Source organism: Arthrobacter sp. MMS18-M83, assembly GCF_026683955.1.
In the GTDB taxonomy this organism is placed as follows: Bacteria; Actinomycetota; Actinomycetes; order Actinomycetales; family Micrococcaceae; genus Arthrobacter.
This window is the reverse complement of sequence record NZ_CP113343.1, coordinates 3,013,137-3,031,564: the sequence shown is the minus strand read 5'-3', so window position 1 is coordinate 3,031,564 and position 18,428 is coordinate 3,013,137. Positions and strand designations below refer to the sequence as shown.

The window sequence follows — 18,428 nt, the reverse complement described above, 5'->3', positions numbered from 1 at the left end:
ATGTTCGGACAGCCACGATTCGTGGAGCAGAATGCCCAACTCAATGCCGCTTTTGAGCGCGCTAGGCCACTGGTGGCCGTCCACCGCGGCACCGGCCTCGGCACCATCGCGGAAAACACCCAGGCAGCCGTGGAGGCGGCTCTTCGCCAAGGTGCCGAGATGGTGGAGATCGACATCGTTGAATCGACCGATGGCGAGTTCTTTCTCTTCCACGACGGCTACGAGCCGATGCACTTCGGGATCCAGGAGAACATCAGGACACTGGATGCCGCATCGATCCGTGCCTTGGAGTACCGCTGGTGCTCCACGGCGAGCAACGAGCCCTGCAGGGTGACAACGCTCGGTGAGGTACTGGGTCAAAACCCTTGTGCCCTGTTCAACGTGGACCGCTCCTGGTGGTACTGGGAGAGGCTGCTGCCATACCTGGACCGTTACGACGTACTCGGCAGGGCCGTGCTGAAATCCCCCGTGGACCGGGAACCGCTGGAGCTGCTGGCTGCGCACCCGGTGAAATACCCCTTCGCGCCCATGGTCCGGTCCCATGAGGACGTTCTCCGCGTGCTGGAGTACACGGAGATCAACACGGTTGGGATGGAACTTCTGGCGGAAGGTCCGGACCACGATTTTGCCTCTCCCGACTATGTGGAATGGCTCCATTCGCGTGGACTTTTCGTCCTATTGAACGCCATCAACCTGAGCAACGGGGTGCCCCTGTTCTGCGGCTGGGACGACGAGATGTCCGTGCTCGGCGACCCCGATTCAGGGTGGGGACGGCTGGTAGGACTTGGTGCCGACATCATCCAGACCGACTGGCCGGGATTGCTGGTCCCCTACCGAAATGCGGTGGTTCAGGGGGCGTCCGCGGGCATGTTGGCCAGCCAGTAGAGTGGTGGCTGTGACTGAGCTGGGGCCCCCGAAGGGACGTAACGGAGGATCACCGCTGGGTGTGCGGATGGACGACGTCGCCCAGCTGGCCCAAGTATCCCGGGCCACAGTGTCCCGGGTGCTAATGGGGCATGTCTCTGTTTCCCCCAAGACCCAGGAAAAGGTCAACAGGGCCTTGAGGGAATTGGGCTACGTGCCCAACATGATTGCCAGCGGGCTGGCGGCGCGGAGTTCGGACCTGGTGGGCCTGCTTCTGCGGGATCCCAGGAATCCCGCATACGGCCTGCTCCACAGCGAGATCCAGAACGAGGCCAGCCGCTCGGGGCTTCAGCTGATCACCGTGGTCCCCACTATGACGCGGGGTGCTGAGGAAGAGCTGGCCGGGTTGCGGAGGCTCCTGGGCTTGCGGGTCGGCGGCCTCATGGTATCCACAGGGGTCATCAAGGCTCACGATCTGGAACCGTTCCTCGACTCGGTACCGGTAGTGTCCGTCGGCAGGGTGGAGGAGCATCCGGGCATTTTCGGAGTCTCCTACGACGAGGACACCAACGGTGCCATCCTGGCCGACCGTGTGGCTAGCGCGGGTCACCGCGCGGTGGCCGTCGTAGTTCCGGCGTTCTCCGTCTCCACAGCCGAAAACCGGCGAGGTCTCGCCATGGCGGCACACCTGCGCGGGCGCGGCATCGAGGTCCACCAGTTGGACACGGATCTCTTTGGGGACCCTGTGGACCGTTGTGAGGACATCGTCCGGCTAACGGCCGAAGGACGGATCACCGCAGCCATGTTCCCTTCGGATACCCGCGCCATCTCCTTCATGCCGTTCGCAAAAGCGGCAGGGCTGCGCATTCCCGAGGATCTGTCCATCACGGGGTGCGACGGCATCCTGATGGGCGCCGATCAGATCGGGATCGCCACACTCAGAATTCCGGTCCATGAAGTGGCGGTACGGGGCACTGCAGTCATGGCGGAGCTGCTCAAGAATCGCAGCTCCGCAACCGTACGGCACGAACGCTTCCCGGGAGTCTTCGTCCCGGGCCGTACCCTTGCCTCACCGGCCCACGTCCGCTGATTCTTCGTGGCCGCCGTCCTTTAGGAGAACTCCTTCAACGCCTCCGTGAGCAATCTGCCCGGGGCGCCGAGCCGTACGTGGACTCCGTGTGAAGCCACCGGTTCCCCGGCAATGACGACGGCGGTGACGTCACTCGCCGTCGCGCTGAACGCGAACTGCTGCGGCATGGAACCTGCCGTCCGCACCGAGTCCGGGGCCACAGCCATGAGGTCGCAGACTGCGCCGACTTCCAGCGCCGACGCTATGGGCGTGCCCATGGATGCCGCCGCACCGACCGTTGCGGCGCGGAGCAGTTCCTGCGGTGAAAACCTGCCCCGCTGACCGGAACCAAGGCGTTCTCCGTTCTCCAAGGTGCGCATTTCAACCCAGGGATCGATCACGGCGTGCTGGTCTGTGCCGAGCGCGATGGTCGCACCGGCGTCGGACAATGCGCGCGCCGGACCGATCCCATCGGCCAGATCGGCCTCGGTGCTTGGACACATCACCACTGTGGCCCCAGCGTCCCCGAGGAGCTTGATGTCCTCCGGGGTCAAGTGCGTGGCGTGGACGGCGGAGAGCCGTGTCGACACCAGGCCATGCCGGGCAAGGAGTCCAGCTGGGGTGACGCCATAGGCCTGCAGGCACGCCTCGTTCTCAGCCGGTTGTTCGCTCAAGTGGATGTGGAGCGGAATGTCGGCGGGCAACTGCCGGGCGACAGTCTTGAGAGCTTCCTCGGGCACGCCACGGACGGAATGCAGGGCGGCCCCCACGCTGACCAAGTCCGGCGGAAAGGTCCGCGCGATTTCGGCCCGCAGCGAGGCGAGCCGATCCAGCCAAGCCTGGGCGTCGGCGTCGCCGAACCGTGCCTGTTCCGGGCTGAGCGGCGTTCCGATGCCTCCCGCGAGATAAAGGGTGTCCAGCAAAGTGAGCCGGATCCCGGCCGCAACGGCTGCCCGTGCCAACGCCAGTTCCATGGCGTGCGGATCCGGGTACGGTGTTCCTTCGGGCTGGTGGTGGACATAGTGGAACTCCGCCACGCTGCTGAAGCCGGACACCACCATTTCAGTGAAGACTGCCGTGGCGAGCTTTTCGTATTTCTCGGGTGTGAGTTCCGCGGCGCTCCGGTACATCTGCTCCCGCCACACCCAAAAGTCGCCGCGCCCATCATGGGTCCGTCCGCGCAGGATCCGGTGGAACGCATGCGAGTGGGCGTTGGCCGCCGCCGGGAAGACGACTCCGATCAGGATCTGGTCAGAGGCTTCGGGCTGGGCCCCGGTGGTGATTCCGGAGATTCGGCCGTCGCGTACCTCCAACCTGACGCCCGTGGCCACAGCTGAACCGCCCACGCCAGCGCCGGCGTGGGCATCGGCGCTTACCAGCGCCGCCTCGCACCAGAACCCGCTCACAGGAGTCCCTCCAAAACGTCGGCGAGCGCAACGGCGCCGGCCGAGGCGTCCTCGTCAGCCACGTATTCTTCCGGGGAATGCGAGATTCCGCTGGGGTTGCGGACGAAGAGCATCGCCGAGGGGACATGTCCAGCCAGCACACCGGCGTCGTGCCCTGCGCCGGTCGCCAGAACCGGCGCCCCGGGTAGAAGCTCGGCGATGCGTCGGCTCAGGCCGGGATCGAAGTGCACGGTGTCGCTGTAGGACTCCTCCGTGAGGGTTACCGTGCATCCTTCGCTCGCCGCGATTTCCCGGGCTGCCGCGTAGATCGATTCGATCAGTTGCGCTGTGACGGCGTCGTCGGGATGGCGGGCGTCAAGCCACAGGTCCACGCGGGAGGCAATCACGTTGGTGCCACCCGGAACAGGCGTCAAGCGCCCGACGGTAGCCCTCGCATCCGGCTGCCTGGCCGCGGTGTCGCGGACGGCAACGACGATCTGCGCGGCCGCGACCATCGGATCGGCACGGTCGGCCATGAGTGTTGTTCCGGCGTGGTTGCCCTGGCCGCTGACGCTCAACTTCCAGCGGCCGTGGCCCAAGATGGAACTCCCGACGGCGATGGCCGGCCCACTCTGGCCCAGCCCCTTGCCTTGTTCCACATGGAGTTCCACGAAGTCGCCGATTCGCGCAAGCGCCTCCGGATCGTGCCCGACGTACCGGGGATCCAGTCCGCGGCTCCGCGCGACGTCAGCGAAAGTGTCGCCGTCGACGTCGCGCAGGTTCAGCGCCTTGTCGACGTGGATCGCGCCGGTCAGTATCCTCGACCCCAGGCACGCCACGCCAAAGCGGGATCCTTCCTCTTCCGGAAAGACCGTGATGGCCAGGGAGCGCCCCCGATTAAGGCTGCGGGACTTGAGGATGTCGACGGCGGCCAGTGCGGAAGCGACGCCGAGCGGCCCGTCAAAGGCCCCTCCTCCGGGGACGGAGTCGAGGTGGCTGCCGGTGACAAGCGCACCATCCTGCGGCTTTCCCCACCAAGCCCAGATGATGCCGTTGCGGTCGGTCTCGACGTCGAGACCGCGCTGCTGGGCTTGTTCGATGAACCACTGCCTGAGGTCGAGCTCGGGGGTCGAGTAGACGGCCCTGGAGTATCCTCCGCGCACCGCATCGCGGCCCACGTCCTTGATTGAGTCAAGGAGCTGATTGACGGTTTCCACGTGTTCCTCCGATTACTGAAGACTGCCACCAAGTAAAACCAGCTGGCACCCACGACAAGACCCTGAGCGTAAGAACCTCACAATAGACAGAACGAAAACTCCGCCGAAACCGCTTGTTCCCAAAAGCAGTCTCAAATCCCGGAATCTCGCGGCGATCTAACTCACGATGCTTACCGAATTCGGACACTAAGCCTGCTTAGCTATGGACTACCGCCGAGGACGAGCGTAACCTAGCGTGCAAACACCGCACTGGGGAGGTGGAGTGTTTGGACGGGCATCTGGGACCCCGTGGCGTTTCCTTATTGCGCCCTGTTCTTCTCGCGACTTTTGGCGTATTCGCGTGGCTGGTGTGGCTCGCCGGCCCGTCGCAAGCTACTGACCTCCTGCCGGCAGTTCCGTCGGTTCCGGCAGTTCCGTCGGTTCCGGCAGTTCCGTCGGTTCCGGCGGTGCCGTCGGTTCCGGCGGTTTCCATAGTCCCCGTTCCGCTTCCCGATCCCCTGCGGTCGCTGGTCGGTGACGTCCCTTCGGCCATTCCAGGTCCGAGCCAATTGGCAGAGATTCCCAAGACCTTGGTCAATCAGTTGCCGAACGACGCCGTGCCACCCGCCCTTGTTGGAATCATCGACGCCGTCGCGCCTCCCGTTGACAGCACGATCGGGGAACTCCCGCTACTGCCAGTGCCGTCTTCATTGCCGCCTGCGCCTCCAGTGCCGAGGATCGTGCCTCCTTCGGGAACAAGCGTTCCAACCATCGTCACCGTCCCGGTGCCCGCGGGGCCTCCGGCCAGCGCGCCGACCCCACCCGACCCCACCACGATTCTCCGTACCGGCGCTCTTTCACCAGCCGTCGAGACCGGACCGTCAGCCAACAAAAGTATCCTTCGCTTCCTTCCGGACAGGCCTGCCCCGGGGTTCCCTGCCGAATTGGCGATGACTAACTCATTGGTCGTTGCTGTGGATCCTCCGGAGGACACACCGGATCCTGCCGCGGCGTCACCACGCGAGTCGGGATCGACGTCGGGACCACAGGGAGGATCGGCCCATGGGGCGGCAGATCTCCCGGAACAGCGCGCGTTGGCACCGCCCTTCCACGACAGCCGCATACCTGAGGGCCGTCAAAACCCCACTGCGGAACCCGCATTCGATCCAGGGTCATCCCCCGACTGACCAGCCGCCCCTGCCCCATGGCAGGCACGACCCACCTGCGCCACACCGCGCAGTGACAAGCCTCAGTCAGGAGAAGACCATGCAGGACCACATGAGATTTATCGGAAATTGGCCCGACCCTATGCGGAAAGGAGGCAAGTAACCAGCAATGCGACAGGCGCTCAGCGCGCATAAGGAAACAACGACGCCGGCCGTGCAGTCAGACTGACCGCACGGCCGGCGTCGTTGTGCTGGAGCCGTTGAAGCCGAAGGATCGCTAGAACAAGTCAGTAACCACCGCCTGGGTGAGCTGGTGGAAAACGTCGGTGCGGGCCGGTATGTCGCTCTCGTTCTGGCCTTTGGTGTAGACCACGAACACGTAGGAGCTGGTGCCGCCGGTGAGAACGCTGGCGTCATGGAGTTCGTCGTCGAGCAGCCCGTACTTGTGAAAGACCGTGATGCCGGCCGGTACCGCGGCGGGGATGAGGGATTCATAGTTCGTGTTCTGCATGTAGGAAAGCAGTTGCGCGGTGTCCTGCTGGTTCAAGAGCTTTCCGGTGTAGAGGTCGGCCAGGATGCTGGCCATCTCGCTTGGAGTCAAGGTGTTGTTCAGAGGGTCATAGCTGACGCCGATGGAGGCGGCATATTCCTGCAGTTCCGAGTAGCCCACAGCGTCCATGATCAAGGACCACGACTCGTTATCGCTTTCTTGGATCATCTCCTTGATCTGGAGTCCGGATGTGTAATCCCCCAAGGGATCGTCAAGCGACACTTCGCCTACCTCGGCAAGGTGGTAGTAGGCGCTGGCAGCCAGGACCTTGGCAGTGCTCGCTGCCTCGAATGGTGCCTGGACCCCGTACTGGTGGCTCGAACCGTCGGACAAATCGATCAGCGTGACACCGATGTCGTATTGGCTGTTGTCGTCGAGAATGCCGTTGATCTCCGCGTCCAAGGCTGGAGTTACTCCTGCCACCGGGGCAGCGGGCACAACCGGTGCCGCCGCGGGGGCCGCCGTCGTCGGGGTCCGGGTCGCCGATGGTCTAGCACTGGCGATCGCCGACACGGCACGGGGGGCGGACGAACGCGCATGCGCGGCGGAGTAGATCGTTGCCGTAATGGCCAGCGCCAAAATAGCGGTGCAAACTGTCAGCAAGGCCGATCGATATCGGAGGGAACTCCAAAAGTTCCGCCGATTTCGCTTCCGTCCGGTCCCAAGACCGGAATCATGGGGCTCTTGCTTTTCCATAATGAACCAACAGTAGCTACGGCAGCTATGTAAGGGCTATGAAAATCCTGTCCGTCAGCCACGTGTCGCCTGGGTGAATTTCAGGCGTCGCGGAGCGGTGAGCCCAGCACGGTGAACCGACTGCCGCCCATCTCACCGGAAAGTAGCGGCATTGCCTCACCTATGGCGGCCCTCACGCTGTCCAGCTGCAGCGATCCTTGGTGCGCCTCTGCCGACTCCCACAGTTCGCAGACAAAGACCGTGTCCGGCGCTTCGTCGTTGACGCCCACCTCGTAGAGCAAGCAGCCCGCATCCCGCAGCTCCGGCTTCGGTCTGAGCAGGATGGAGACGACGGCGTCGCGTTGGCCAGGTTTCGTGCCGAGACTTCCCACGTTTGCAAAGGTCATGGCCCCATTGTGCTTCATCCCTCCGACGCTAGTGAGGACCTGCGTACCGCAGGACAAAGTTCTTGAGGATCTTCATCGGTTCGGTCGCCGTGAACTTTCGGGCGTCCGCCATCAGCTGTTCCGCGGCATCGGGCGGGAAGTATCCGGCGTAGCGGTAGGTGTCGATCCGGGTGACCAGACCCTCGGCATCGAGCTCGGGATGGAACTGTGTGGCGTAGAGGTTCCTCTTGATACGGAACATCTGCACCGGGCAGGCAGCCGAGCTGGCCAGCAATACGGCGTGTCCGGGCAGAACGGTGCACGCCTCCTTGTGACCGGTGAAGGCAATAAAGCGTTCGGACATGTTTTCGAGGAGTGGATCCAGGAGCCCCTCTGCTGTGAGTTTGATAGTCACACCGCCCAGTCCTTCACCATAGGTACGGTCAATCACCGCTCCTTGGTGGAGACCCAGGGTTCCGACCCCGTAGCAAGCTCCTAGAAATGGAAAGTCGACAGCGACAATTCTGTCCAGCAGCTGCGAAAGCTCCTTCTCCACCCGGTTCTGGACAGGACCCTTGTGCTCAGGCGGATCGCTCGAGGTAAAAGGACTGCCACCCACAATCACGCCGGAATAGTCGGAGAGCTCAAGCGCCGGCAGGGGCGCCGCTTCCAACCGGATGCGTATGAGCTGCTCGGGAGCCAGCCCTCCGAAGCGAAGATACGCCTGGTACTCTTCCTCGGCGGCGGCGTCTTCGGCACGAGATGCGAGCAGGAGAAACGGCTTCACAGGGTAAGTGTGCGCTTGGCGGCAGTGACGCGCCAGCGTTCGCCTCAAACATCCCCATTGGGGGCGGTGAGCCGCCGTTCACGTGGAAGAAATGTCCGGATTTCGGCTGTGATGGCATGATTTCACCTCCAACCGGTCCAGAATCCGCGGAAACACAACGATCCCGCACCCCCGGTCCAGGCGACCCGGCGCCCGCACGGCAGCGGAGTTAACATTCCCGAAACATGCCCGTCATGCGTTCTTCACGCCAGCCCCACTTATGTAACGTCCCCGCAATTTTTCCTCGCATTGCCTGAAACACGGAACCGGAAATATTGAGCAGGGGAAGAACGGGGCCAGCAACGGCGGCCCTCCTACGGCACTCCGATAAGAAGGGAAACGCACGTGAATATCACTGCGGAAAACGTTTGGGTGATGGTGTCGGCGGCACTTGCACTGCTTATGACTCCAGCGCTCGGCCTCTTCTACGGTGGCATGACCCGGGCCAAGGCCTCCCTCAACATGATCATGATGAGCTTCATCTCCGCAGGCATCGTAGGTGCCGTGTGGATTCTGTGGGGATACTCGATGATCAGCGGCAAGAGCGTTCTGGGGCTTTTCGGCAACCCGTTCAGCAGCTTCGGTTCGGCGGACCTGGTTGGCTCCACCGATCTCATCAAGCTTGGCTTCAGCGCCACCTTCGCCATGGTCACCGTTGCCCTCATCAGTGGGGCCATTGCCGACCGCGCCAAGTTCACTTCCTGGGTTATCTTCGTCCCCATCTGGATCACGCTGGTGTACTGCCCCTTGGCATTCATGGTCTGGGGTGCCGGCCTCCTGAGCCCCGGCGGAGCCATCAGTTCCGTCTTCGGCCAGGTGATTGACTTCGCCGGAGGCACGGTGGTGGAAATCAGCTCCGGCGCTGCCGCCTTTGTCCTGGCTTTGATCCTGGGCAAGCGCCACGGCTTCGGAAAGGACCCGAACCACCGCCCGCACAACCTCCCCTTCATCATGCTTGGCGCTGGCCTCCTGTGGTTCGGCTGGTTCGGCTTCAACGCCGGCGCCGCCACCACCGCGGAGCAGGCCGGATTGATCTGGGTCAACACCCTCGTTGCCCCCGCCGGCGCCATGCTCAGCTGGCTGGTGACGGAGAAGATCCGGCACGGCCACCCTACATCCTTGGGTGCCGCATCCGGCGTCGTTGCCGGCCTCGTGGCCATCACCCCGGCCTGCGCCAACGTCGCTCCCGCCGCAGCCCTTGGCCTGGGCCTTGTGGCCGGTGCCGCCTGTGCCGTGTTCGTGGACCTGAAGCACAAGTTCGGCTTCGATGACTCGCTCGACGTCGTGGGCGTCCACCTTGGTGGCGGGCTTGTAGGCACCCTCGCGCTCGGATTCATTGCGCTGCCGGTGAACGGCAAAGGTGGAGGACTGTTCTACGGCGGCGGCCTCCAGCAGCTCGTGGCGCAGATCGTCGCCATTCTTGTCACCCTTGCGGTGTCTGGAGTCATGACGGCGATCATTGGCCTGGTCATCCACAAGACCGTGGGATTCCGGGTCAGCCAGGAGGCCGAGCTCGCCGGCGTGGACCTGTCCGAGCACGCCGAGACCGCCTACGAGTTCGGCGGACTGTCCCGGAGCCACTTCAACGCCCTCCCCCACGCAGCTGCCGCCGTCGAACTCCAGCGCGAAAAGCAAGCCGACCCGGCATAGCGGAAACAGGCATTTCCGCGGCCGCAGCGGGCGCGTACGCTCGTTTTGTGGATATCGTCGATTTCCTGTCCGAGCGCCTGGACGAGGACGAGGCCGCCGCGCGGAAACTCCTCGGCGACCGTTCCGTCTCCGAAGCTGGCAAATGGTACGAGCGCCGCCTTCTTCTGGAATGCGCGTCAAAGCGAAGACTGCTCAGCATTGTTGAATCTGCACGGCAGACGGCCTTGGCAACCATGGTCCACCACGCGCTTGGGGATGACCCGCGGTGGATTCCAGAGTCGATCGAATGGACCACAAAATCGTTAAATGCCCTTGCACTGCCCTACTCGGACCATCCGGATTTCGATCCGGAATGGCTGGCGGGGACGTAGCGGGCGGGGTGCAGCGCTCCTTTCCACGAGCCGGGTTTCTCAACGGAAATCGGCATGATTTTGCCGAAATTAGGTTTTGGCGACCTCGCAGCAGCCAAAAAGATCGATTTCGGCAGTATCTTGCCGATTTAGGCAAAATGGTTCAGAATGGACCTAGGAAATTGCCAAATCGGCAACATCATGCCGAATTCTAGGAGGCTCGTGGAAGATCTTGCGGCCATCGCGGCGAGCATTCGGAAAGCCCGCAAAGAGGCCGGCATCACCCAAGCAGACCTTGCCGACCTTGCTGGAACCTCCGAAAGGACCGTTCGGGCGATTGAAACGGCCACGGGCAATCCTTCGCTGGCGGCAGTCGTGACGGTGGCGAACGCCGTCGGCCTTCACTTGGCGGCCAGCTGATGGCCGACGATCTCCAAGACCTGAAGTTCGTCCGCGCGGCAGATGTTCATAAGGGCGGTGCCCTCGCAGGCCACCTCGTCCGCACGGTCCATGGTGGGGTGAATTTCTCCTATACAGCCGAGTATCTGACCTCCGGATTGCCCGCGGTTGCCAGTTCTTTGCCCCTGGCAGACCTTGCCGTGGAGACTCCCGCTGGTGCTCTTCCCCCGTTCTTCGCCGGCCTGCTGCCGGAGGGGCACCGGCTGAGCGTGCTCCGGGACGCCACCAAAACCAGTCTCGACGACGAACTCACTCTCCTGCTCGCAGTTGGAGCCGATGCCCCCGGAGACGTCCAAGTGGTTCCCGCCGGGGAAACCCCCGTGGAGCCGGCGCCGCTGGCCGACACCTCCAGACCCGAGGAACTGGACTTCACGGCCCTGGCCAACGCGGTGGACCGTCATGCAATCCCTGGCGTCCAAGACAAGGCAAGCGCCTCCATGCTGACCACGCCATTGTCACTCAAGGGGCAGCGGTATCTACTCAAACTTGACCCGCCCAACCAAGCCAATTTGCTGGAGAACGAAGCGGCACACCTCTCTGCGGCCAAGGATCTCAAGATCCCGGTATCCAAGAGCCGTATCATCACGGACATGCACGGGCTGCCGGGGTTGTTGGTGGAACGCTTCGACCGCGTGCGGGACGAGGACCGCACTTGGGTGCGCTTGCCCATGGAGGACGGAGCCCAAGTCATGGGCCTGCCACCGGCTTCCAAGTATTCTGTGACATCCGAGGATGTGGCCTCTGCACTGGCCGGGATGTGCAAAGCCCCACTCGTGGCCAGCCGCAATCTGTACCTGCAGTTTGTTTTTGCATGGCTGACCGGGAACGGCGACCTGCACGCGAAGAACCTCTCGGTCCTCGGGGGCCAGCACGGCGAATTTGTCATGGCTCCGATCTACGACATTCCGTGCACGCTGTTGTATGGAAATGACTCGCTCGCGTTGCCGGTGTCCGGAAAAACAAAGAACCTCAAAGCAAGGCACTGGGCCGATTTCGCGGCGTCCATTGGCTTGCCGCAGCGCGCGGCTGCCACGGCCAATGCACTGGCACTGTCAGCTTCTGGGAGCGTCAGCTTAGAGGACCTACCGTTTACGGGGTCGCCGCTCCGAGGCGCCCTACGAGAGCTGAGATTCCGGCGCGGAGAGCTGGAGGGCTGACTGCCGCGCCCACGCTTGAGGACCTTTAGATCGACTGCCGGTATCCGAAGAACTCGTGGTCTTCGTTGTAACCGCCGAAGCCGCCACCCACCTCGGAGAAGTCGGCTACAAATTCGATGCCCTTGATCCACTTGACCATCTTGAAGCCGAGCTGCACCTCGTTGCGCAGCCGGAGCGGCGCACCGTGGCCATACGACAGCGGAGTACCGTTCATGTCGTAAGCGAGCATCGTGAGCTGATAGCCCATCTGCTCGATTGGATGCGCGTCGTAGTCGTCGCCCTTATCCGGTCCATCGCCCAACGAATAGAACACCACCCACTTTGCCTCCGGGGTCGGCTTGGCCAAGTCGAGGATGGCCTGCATCGACACCCCGCCCCACTTTGCCACTCCAGACCAGCCCTGGATGCAGAAGTGCTGTGTGATCTGCTCGTGGTAATCCATCGACCGCAGCTCGGCCAGGCTCAACTCGACCGGATTGCCCACGAGCCCATTGACGCGCAACCGGTAGTCCCGGAAATCGTTGTTGAACAGGTTCTTATACTCGTCGGATACAGGGTACTGGCCGTTGAGCCACAGGTACGGCGAAATGTCCTTGTCGGTGTACTGCCCCGGGCGTGAGTCGATGTGCTCGAATAACCGCTCTGTCGGGCCGATCAGCGCAGAACCGGCCCTCTGGATGAGGCGCGGATGCCGGAGGGTGAACGGAGTGGCGGCAACCCACCCCACGATGATGACTACCATCGACGCAGCAAAGATCCAGAACCCGATCCACGATTGGTCGTTGCGCCCCGCGTACATGTGGTTGAGGTTCTCCAGCGCCCCCGTGGTCAGCACCAACGCCATGTGAAGGACGATGAACAACAAGAACCAGCACAGCACCAGAAAGTGCAAGGACCGGGCCATCTGAACGTTGAAGACCGAGCTAATGCGACGAAAACGCGTGGAGAGCGCCGGGGACATGCCCAGCCCGGTAATCAGGGCCAAAGGTGCTGCGATGAAGATCGTGACGGAGTAAGCGATCAGTTGCAGGCTGTTGTAGTTAGTCCATCCGCTCTCGATCGGCCAGTCCAAAGAGAGGTATTGGATGACCACCGAGATCGAGTTCGGGATGACGTCCCAGCTCAACGGGACCACGCGCATCCATTGGCCCGTCGCGAACAAAAGCACAAAAAAGACGATTCCGTTGACCAGCCACAGCGTGTCGATCCCGAGGTGCCACCAGCGTGCTAGCCCGATGGAATGCCGCAGGCCAGGCAGGCCTACCTGCTGCGGCAGGCTGATCGAATCCTTCTTAGCCGTCCACATCGGATCTTCGGGCACTGGCTTCTGTACCCGGAACCAATCCCGTCCCGGCGTCGAATGCCGCGTCCAATACAGTCGCGGGTGATCCGTGAGTATCTGTGCTCCCGAACGGATGATGAAGATCAAGAGGAACATGTTGAGGAAGTGTTGCCACCCCAGCCAGGCCGGAAAGCCCACAGGCGCGCCCACCGGCAGCTTTGAGGTTCCCGGATAGGTCTTCAGGAACGACTCGACTGGAGGCAATCCCCGGATCCCCTTCGCAACGGCGACCGCAACGATGAGGATCACGAAGCCGATCGGTAGCAACCAGAGCAGATTGAACCACTTGCTGCTGCCGACCCGGATACGCGGGGCGATGCCGCGATCCTGCGGAAGCGAACCGGCGAAAGTCATCGGATCGATGACGTTCTCTCCGCGTTTCAACTCGGTCCGGAAGCTCCGCCCGGCACCGGGCTCGGCGTGCGCCGTCGGGCCCCTCGGCGCCGGGTCCTGCATCGGATCCCGCGGCGTCGATTTGTCGGCTGTCATGAGGCCGAGCCTAGACCCCGGCTGGGGTTGAAACTACCAAACCGGGTGGTTCATGGAGCAAGCAGTACCGTCCCGCCCACTTCATCAGTTCACTGACGATTTAGCTGACGGTTCCCTGTGAGTCGGGCCACCGTGTTTCAAGGCTCCTAGCTTTGGGATCATGAAATTCAAAACAATCCCGGTCATCATCGGAACATTGTCTTGTGTGCTCGTCGGCGGAGCTGCCTTTGCGGCGGTTTCCACGTTCGCCGGCCCTCACGAGGACGGAACAGCGGTCACGCCAGTGGGCATGCGCGTCACGCCAACTGGACAGCAGACCTCACTCGGAGACCTCCCGCTGAACTCCGCCATCTCCCCCGACGGCAAGAGGCTCGCCGTCACCAACAACGGTCAAGGTACCCAGTCCCTGCAACTCGTCGATCTCGCAGATCACGAGGTAGACCAGACCATCTCCTACAAGTCGCCCGAATCGCTCTACATGGGCTTGGCCTGGAGTCCGGACGGCACCAAGCTTTACGCCAGCGCGGCTGCGAACTCCAAAATCCGCACCTACAGCTACTCCGGCGGCAAGCTGGCGGAAGGCGCACCCATCCAGCTGCCCACCACGACCCCCGCGGGCAAGGCACTGAACCTCTTCCCGGCCGGATTGGCGATCACGCCCGACGGTAAGCGGCTGGTAGTTGCAGACCAGCTGGCCGACGCCGTGTCCGTCGTCGACCTCGCCACCGGCACCGTTTCGACGACGCCGGCCGGTCACCGGCCACTTTCAGTTGCCGTTTCCCCAGACGGCACGACGGCGTATGTCACCAACCAAGGCGCGTCCGACCTCTCCGCGGTGGACATCTCAGGCGCAGAACCGAAGGTTTCCCGCACCGTCACCGTGGGTCTCCACCCCAACAAGTCCGTCCTCTCGAAGGACGGACGTACCCTTTACGTCACCAATGGCGATGACGACACCGTCTCGGTGGTCGATACCGCAGCCGGCACAAGCTCGAGTATCAGCGTCGCGCCTGAGAAGGGCGCGCCGGTGGGAACCAACCCCACAGGGCTGGCCTTGGACGAAGCCGGGCACCGCCTCTTCGTGAGCAACTCCGGTAACAACGACGTCGCCGTCGTCGACCTTGCCCACAACGCGGTTGCCGGCGTGGTGCCTGTCGGCTGGTACCCAAGTTCATTGGCTTTCAGCGGTGGGACCCTGCACGTCACGAATGCGAAGGGCCTTGGCGCCGGGCCGAACAACGGCGCCGGCCACCCGAACCCTGAGTCAAGTGCCCCCACTGCCGAAAACCAGTACAGCGGATCCATGATCGCCGGCACCTTGAGCAGCTTCAGCGTTCCAGAAGGCGGGCAACTGCAGAAGGCCACCGAGCAGGTCAAAAACAACAACCGCCCGGACACCGCTGGGGGCAACATCATCCCGCGCCAACCCGGTCAAGAGAGCCCCATCAAACACGTGATCTATGTGGTCAAGGAAAACCGCACCTATGACCAGGTGCTCGGCAGCCTCGGCAAGGGCAACGGCGATCCCTCGCTGAATCTCTTCGGCGACGAGTCTGCCCCGAACATGAGGGCCCTGTCCAAGAAGTTCACCACGATTGACAACTTTTACGCCGATGCTGAAGTTAGTGCCAACGGTTGGAACTGGGTGGCCTCGGCCAACTCGAACCCCTACGCCGAGCAGATGTGGCCGGCCAACTACTCGGGCCGCAAGGCACCGTATCCCAGCGAAGGAAACGCCCCTGAAATCGCGGCCCAGCAGCCTGACAACACGTATGTCTGGCAGCGGCTGGCCAAGGCAGGCGTCAGCTTCCGCAACTACGGCTTCTACGTTTCCAACAACGCCGGCACGTTCAACGCCGCAGACCCCGTCCTGGATGCGCAGACCGACCACAACTACCACGGCTACGACCTGAACTGCCCTGATTCCGCGGGGTCGTTCGCACCGCTGAAGCCTACCTGCGGTACTCCGCGTGTTGAGGAATGGGCCAAGGACTTCCAGTCCCACGTGGCGTCCGGAACTGTTCCGACCGTCCAGTTCGTCCGGCTGCCCAATGACCACACCCAGGCCACCCGTGTTGGCGCCCCCACGCCGAAGGCATACGTCGCGGATAACGACTACGCGCTCGGCAAGCTGGTGGACACCGTGTCCCACTCTTCCGCCTGGAAGGACACTGCCATCTTCATCACCGAGGATGACGCCCAGAATGGCCCGGATCACGTGGATGCGCACCGCACCTTGGCGCTGGCCATCAGCCCCTACACCCAGACCGGGAAAGTCGATTCAACCTTCTACAGCACGGCTTCAATGGTCCGCACCATCGGACTGATCGCCGGCATCGCCCCGCTGACCCAGTTCGATGCGTTCGCCACCTCCATGAACGCGTCGTTCACGGCCAAGCCGGACAATACGCCGTACACCGCGGTCAAGCCCAGCTACGACATGACCACCGTCAACGGGGCAAATGCTCCGATGGCCCCACAGGTAGCCAGCCAGGACACCGCTACCGAAGACAAGATCGATGAGCAGCTCTACAACAAGGCCATCTGGGAGTCCGTGAACGGTGCTGACTCGAACATGCCCGAACCCCAGCACAGCATGATCGGTTCAGGCTCAGGCTCCAACGGCCAGCCGACTGCGAAGGACACTGACGGCTAACCAAATCCAGTTTGGCAGGGGCGGTCACCGGCATCGGTGGCCGCCCTCTGCTGTTCTAGCGCTGGCCCCGCCGCAAAAACGGGGCACACTTCCCCTGTCGGAGAATTAATCCAGAATCTATTCTGTTGGTGGACCGTCATATTCGCGGCCCCCAGGCCACCGGCACGTCCAGGGAAGCCCTTCCCGCTCCGGGGGCCGTCTCGATGAGGAGGCGTCCATGTCAACTCCCGATGTGCCAACCAGGGGGCCGGCAAGGCCCGGTCCATATGTTGTTGCCGGAATCTTGCTAACCATCTCCATACTGGTCCCGCTTTTCGTCCCCCTGTACTCGATCGACAAGCCGCGGTTTGCCGGTATGCCGTTCTTCTACTGGTACCAAATGCTCTGGGTTCCGATCACCGCAGGCATGATTGGCATCGCCTACCGGATAGTAGCCAAAGAGGACCGCCGCCGCCGCGAGGACGCTCGGGGCGCACGCGCTGGGGAGCAGGAACAATGAGCGGGCTCGCGGTCCCGCTGGCGACCACACCGGACAGGCCCGTCAACGGCGTCGCGCTCACCGTCGTCGTCGTCCTCTTTATCCTGGTGGCGGTGTTGGGCTTCTTCGCTGCACGCTGGCGCGCGGGCAAAGAGACCGGCTTGCACAGCCTCGATGAGTGGGGCCTCGGTGGCCGCGGGTTTGGAACCTGGGTGACGTGGTTCCTTCTCGGTGGGGACCTCTACACGGCCTACACGTTCGTGGCCGTCCCGGCGGCAATGTGGGCCACCGGAGCCGTGAGTGGCTTCTTCGCAGTGCCGTACACGATTGTGCTGTACCCGATTGTGTTCCTGCTGATGAGCCGGTTGTGGTCGGTCTCGCACAGGCATGGGTTCGTCACTCCTGCGGACTTCGTTGGCGGGCGCTATGGCAGCAGGGCGCTGACGGTTGCCGTGGCCCTCACCGGCATCGTGGCAACCATGCCGTACATCGCGCTGCAATTGGTTGGCATCAAAGCCGTGCTCACGGTGCTGGGCCTCGGCAGCGCAGAGAATGTGTTGCTGACTGACTTGCCGCTGATCATCGCGTTCGTGGTCCTGGCCGCCTACACCTACACTTCGGGCCTTCGCGCTCCGGCGCTGATCGCCGTCGTGAAGGATCTCCTGATCTATCTGGCGGTCATCGTTGCGGTGATCTACCTGCCTATCAAGTTCGGAGGCTGGGACAACATCTTTGGTGCAGCCCAGACGAAACTCGACGCCATCAGCCCGGCCACAGGCAAGCCAACCGGCGTCTTCATCCCGGGCGCGGCCAGCTACTCGGCTTACTGGACACTGGCTCTTGGCTCTGCGCTGGCCCTGTTCATGTACCCGCACTCGATCACCGGGGTCCTGGCGACCAAGAGCAGGAACACGATCCGCAAGAATGCCGCGGTGCTCCCGCTGTACTCGCTGATGCTTGGATTCCTTGCCCTCCTCGGCTACGCGGCCATCTCCGCGGGAACCAAGCCGATCGACCTGAACGGTGCCGTCAACCCGCAACTGGTGGTTCCGCAGTTGTTCCTTGACAACTTCCCCGCGTGGTTTGCAGGGATCGCTTTGGCGGCTATCGCCATCGGCGCCTTGGTCCCGGCCGCCATCATGTCAATCGCTGCCGCCAACCTGTTCACCCGCAACATCTACCGGGACCTGATCCGGCCCGACGCCGACCCGCGGCAGGAAGCGAAGGTCTCCAAAATCGCCTCGCTCGTGGTGAAGTTCGGGGCACTGATCTTCGTCATTGCGATGGACCAGTCGGCCGCCATCAACATGCAGCTCCTCGGTGGTATCTGGATCCTGCAGACCTTCCCGGCGATCGTGGCCGGGCTCTACACCAGGTGGTTCCACCGCTGGGCGCTCTTCGCAGGCTGGGCCGCCGGAATCATCTACGGCACCATCGCGGCATACAACGTGGTCAACCCGGTCACGAAGGCCAACTTCGGCGGCTCCATCGCGGCCATCCCGGGCACCAATGTGCAGGTCTACATCGCCGTGGTGGCGTTCGCAATCAACCTCATCGTTGCTGCAGTCCTGTCCCTGGTCTTCCGCGCGATGAAGCTCCCCGATGGAAAGGACATCACCCGAAACTCGGACTACGGAGCTGACGAGGACGATCCCAAGGTCGCCCAGCTCCAGCGCGAGTACCCATTGGGCGAAACGGGAGGGCCGGTGTTCTGAAGCCCCCGACGGCGG

16 protein-coding genes are annotated in these 18,428 nt (G+C 63.0%); 9 read left to right on the top strand and 7 right to left on the bottom strand.

Features of this window, described 5'->3' with window-relative positions; translation table 11 throughout:
• Both OW521_RS14375 and OW521_RS14370 read left to right on the top strand, forming a co-directional pair.
• Complete coding sequence (locus OW521_RS14375) at positions 1 to 885, top strand: glycerophosphodiester phosphodiesterase family protein (RefSeq protein WP_268020308.1); 885 nt, start codon at positions 1 to 3, stop codon at positions 883 to 885.
• A 10-nt stretch (positions 886 to 895) separates the two neighbouring features.
• On the top strand, positions 896 to 1,954 hold the full coding sequence (locus tag OW521_RS14370; RefSeq protein ID WP_268020307.1) for a LacI family DNA-binding transcriptional regulator: 1,059 nt from the start codon (positions 896 to 898) through the stop codon (positions 1,952 to 1,954).
• A 20-nt stretch (positions 1,955 to 1,974) separates the two neighbouring features.
• Here OW521_RS14370 and OW521_RS14365 read toward each other — a convergent pair whose 3' ends face one another.
• From OW521_RS14365 to OW521_RS14340, 6 genes are all read right to left on the bottom strand, one after another.
• Entirely contained in the window at positions 1,975 to 3,339 is a 1,365-nt protein-coding gene (locus tag OW521_RS14365; protein ID WP_268020306.1) for a formimidoylglutamate deiminase, read from the bottom strand.
• Positions 3,336 to 4,535, bottom strand: coding sequence for an allantoate amidohydrolase (locus tag OW521_RS14360; RefSeq protein WP_268020305.1), 1,200 nt, complete (start codon positions 4,533 to 4,535; stop codon positions 3,336 to 3,338). Before OW521_RS14360 ends, OW521_RS14365 begins: the two co-directional genes overlap by 4 nt.
• Positions 4,536 to 5,112: 577 nt before the next feature.
• On the bottom strand, positions 5,113 to 5,403 hold the full coding sequence (locus OW521_RS14355; protein ID WP_268020304.1) for a hypothetical protein: 291 nt from the start codon (positions 5,401 to 5,403) through the stop codon (positions 5,113 to 5,115).
• A 554-nt stretch (positions 5,404 to 5,957) separates the two neighbouring features.
• Positions 5,958 to 6,833 (bottom strand): serine hydrolase, encoded by an 876-nt coding sequence (locus tag OW521_RS14350; protein ID WP_268020303.1) that lies wholly within the window; start codon positions 6,831 to 6,833, stop codon positions 5,958 to 5,960.
• Positions 6,834 to 7,006: 173 nt separating this feature from the next.
• Positions 7,007 to 7,312, bottom strand: coding sequence for a putative quinol monooxygenase (locus tag OW521_RS14345; protein WP_268020302.1), 306 nt, complete (start codon positions 7,310 to 7,312; stop codon positions 7,007 to 7,009).
• A 28-nt stretch (positions 7,313 to 7,340) separates the two neighbouring features.
• A complete protein-coding gene (locus OW521_RS14340; protein ID WP_268020301.1) occupies positions 7,341 to 8,078 on the bottom strand; it encodes a glutamine amidotransferase in 738 nt (245 codons plus the stop codon).
• A gap of 384 nt (positions 8,079 to 8,462) precedes the next feature.
• Here OW521_RS14340 and OW521_RS14335 point away from each other — a divergent pair, with 384 nt between their 5' ends.
• From OW521_RS14335 to OW521_RS14320, 4 genes are all read left to right on the top strand, one after another.
• Positions 8,463 to 9,767 (top strand): ammonium transporter, encoded by a 1,305-nt coding sequence (locus OW521_RS14335; protein WP_268020300.1) that lies wholly within the window; start codon positions 8,463 to 8,465, stop codon positions 9,765 to 9,767.
• A gap of 47 nt (positions 9,768 to 9,814) precedes the next feature.
• Positions 9,815 to 10,138 (top strand): DUF6221 family protein, encoded by a 324-nt coding sequence (locus OW521_RS14330; protein ID WP_268020299.1) that lies wholly within the window; start codon positions 9,815 to 9,817, stop codon positions 10,136 to 10,138.
• Positions 10,139 to 10,339: 201 nt separating this feature from the next.
• Positions 10,340 to 10,537, top strand: a complete 198-nt coding sequence (locus OW521_RS14325) for a helix-turn-helix transcriptional regulator (protein ID WP_268020298.1) — start codon at positions 10,340 to 10,342, stop codon at positions 10,535 to 10,537.
• Complete coding sequence (locus OW521_RS14320) at positions 10,537 to 11,733, top strand: type II toxin-antitoxin system HipA family toxin (protein ID WP_268020297.1); 1,197 nt, start codon at positions 10,537 to 10,539, stop codon at positions 11,731 to 11,733. The genes OW521_RS14325 and OW521_RS14320 overlap by 1 nt, the downstream gene beginning before the upstream one ends.
• A 25-nt stretch (positions 11,734 to 11,758) precedes the next feature.
• Here the strand turns inward: OW521_RS14320 and OW521_RS14315 are convergent, their stop codons facing one another.
• Entirely contained in the window at positions 11,759 to 13,564 is a 1,806-nt protein-coding gene (locus OW521_RS14315; RefSeq protein ID WP_268020296.1) for a molybdopterin-dependent oxidoreductase, read from the bottom strand.
• A 160-nt stretch (positions 13,565 to 13,724) separates the two neighbouring features.
• On the opposite strand from OW521_RS14315, the gene OW521_RS14310 reads away from it, so the two are divergent.
• The 3 genes from OW521_RS14310 to mctP all read left to right on the top strand — a co-directional run bounded on the left by OW521_RS14310 (position 13,725) and on the right by mctP (position 18,413).
• Complete coding sequence (locus tag OW521_RS14310; RefSeq protein WP_268020295.1) at positions 13,725 to 16,220, top strand: bifunctional YncE family protein/alkaline phosphatase family protein; 2,496 nt, start codon at positions 13,725 to 13,727, stop codon at positions 16,218 to 16,220.
• A 217-nt stretch (positions 16,221 to 16,437) separates the two neighbouring features.
• Positions 16,438 to 16,719, top strand: a complete 282-nt coding sequence (locus tag OW521_RS14305; protein WP_268020294.1) for a DUF3311 domain-containing protein — start codon at positions 16,438 to 16,440, stop codon at positions 16,717 to 16,719.
• Complete coding sequence (gene mctP, locus OW521_RS14300) at positions 16,716 to 18,413, top strand: monocarboxylate uptake permease MctP (protein WP_268020293.1); 1,698 nt, start codon at positions 16,716 to 16,718, stop codon at positions 18,411 to 18,413. The genes OW521_RS14305 and mctP overlap by 4 nt, the downstream gene beginning before the upstream one ends.
• Positions 18,414 to 18,428: the final 15 nt, after the last annotated feature.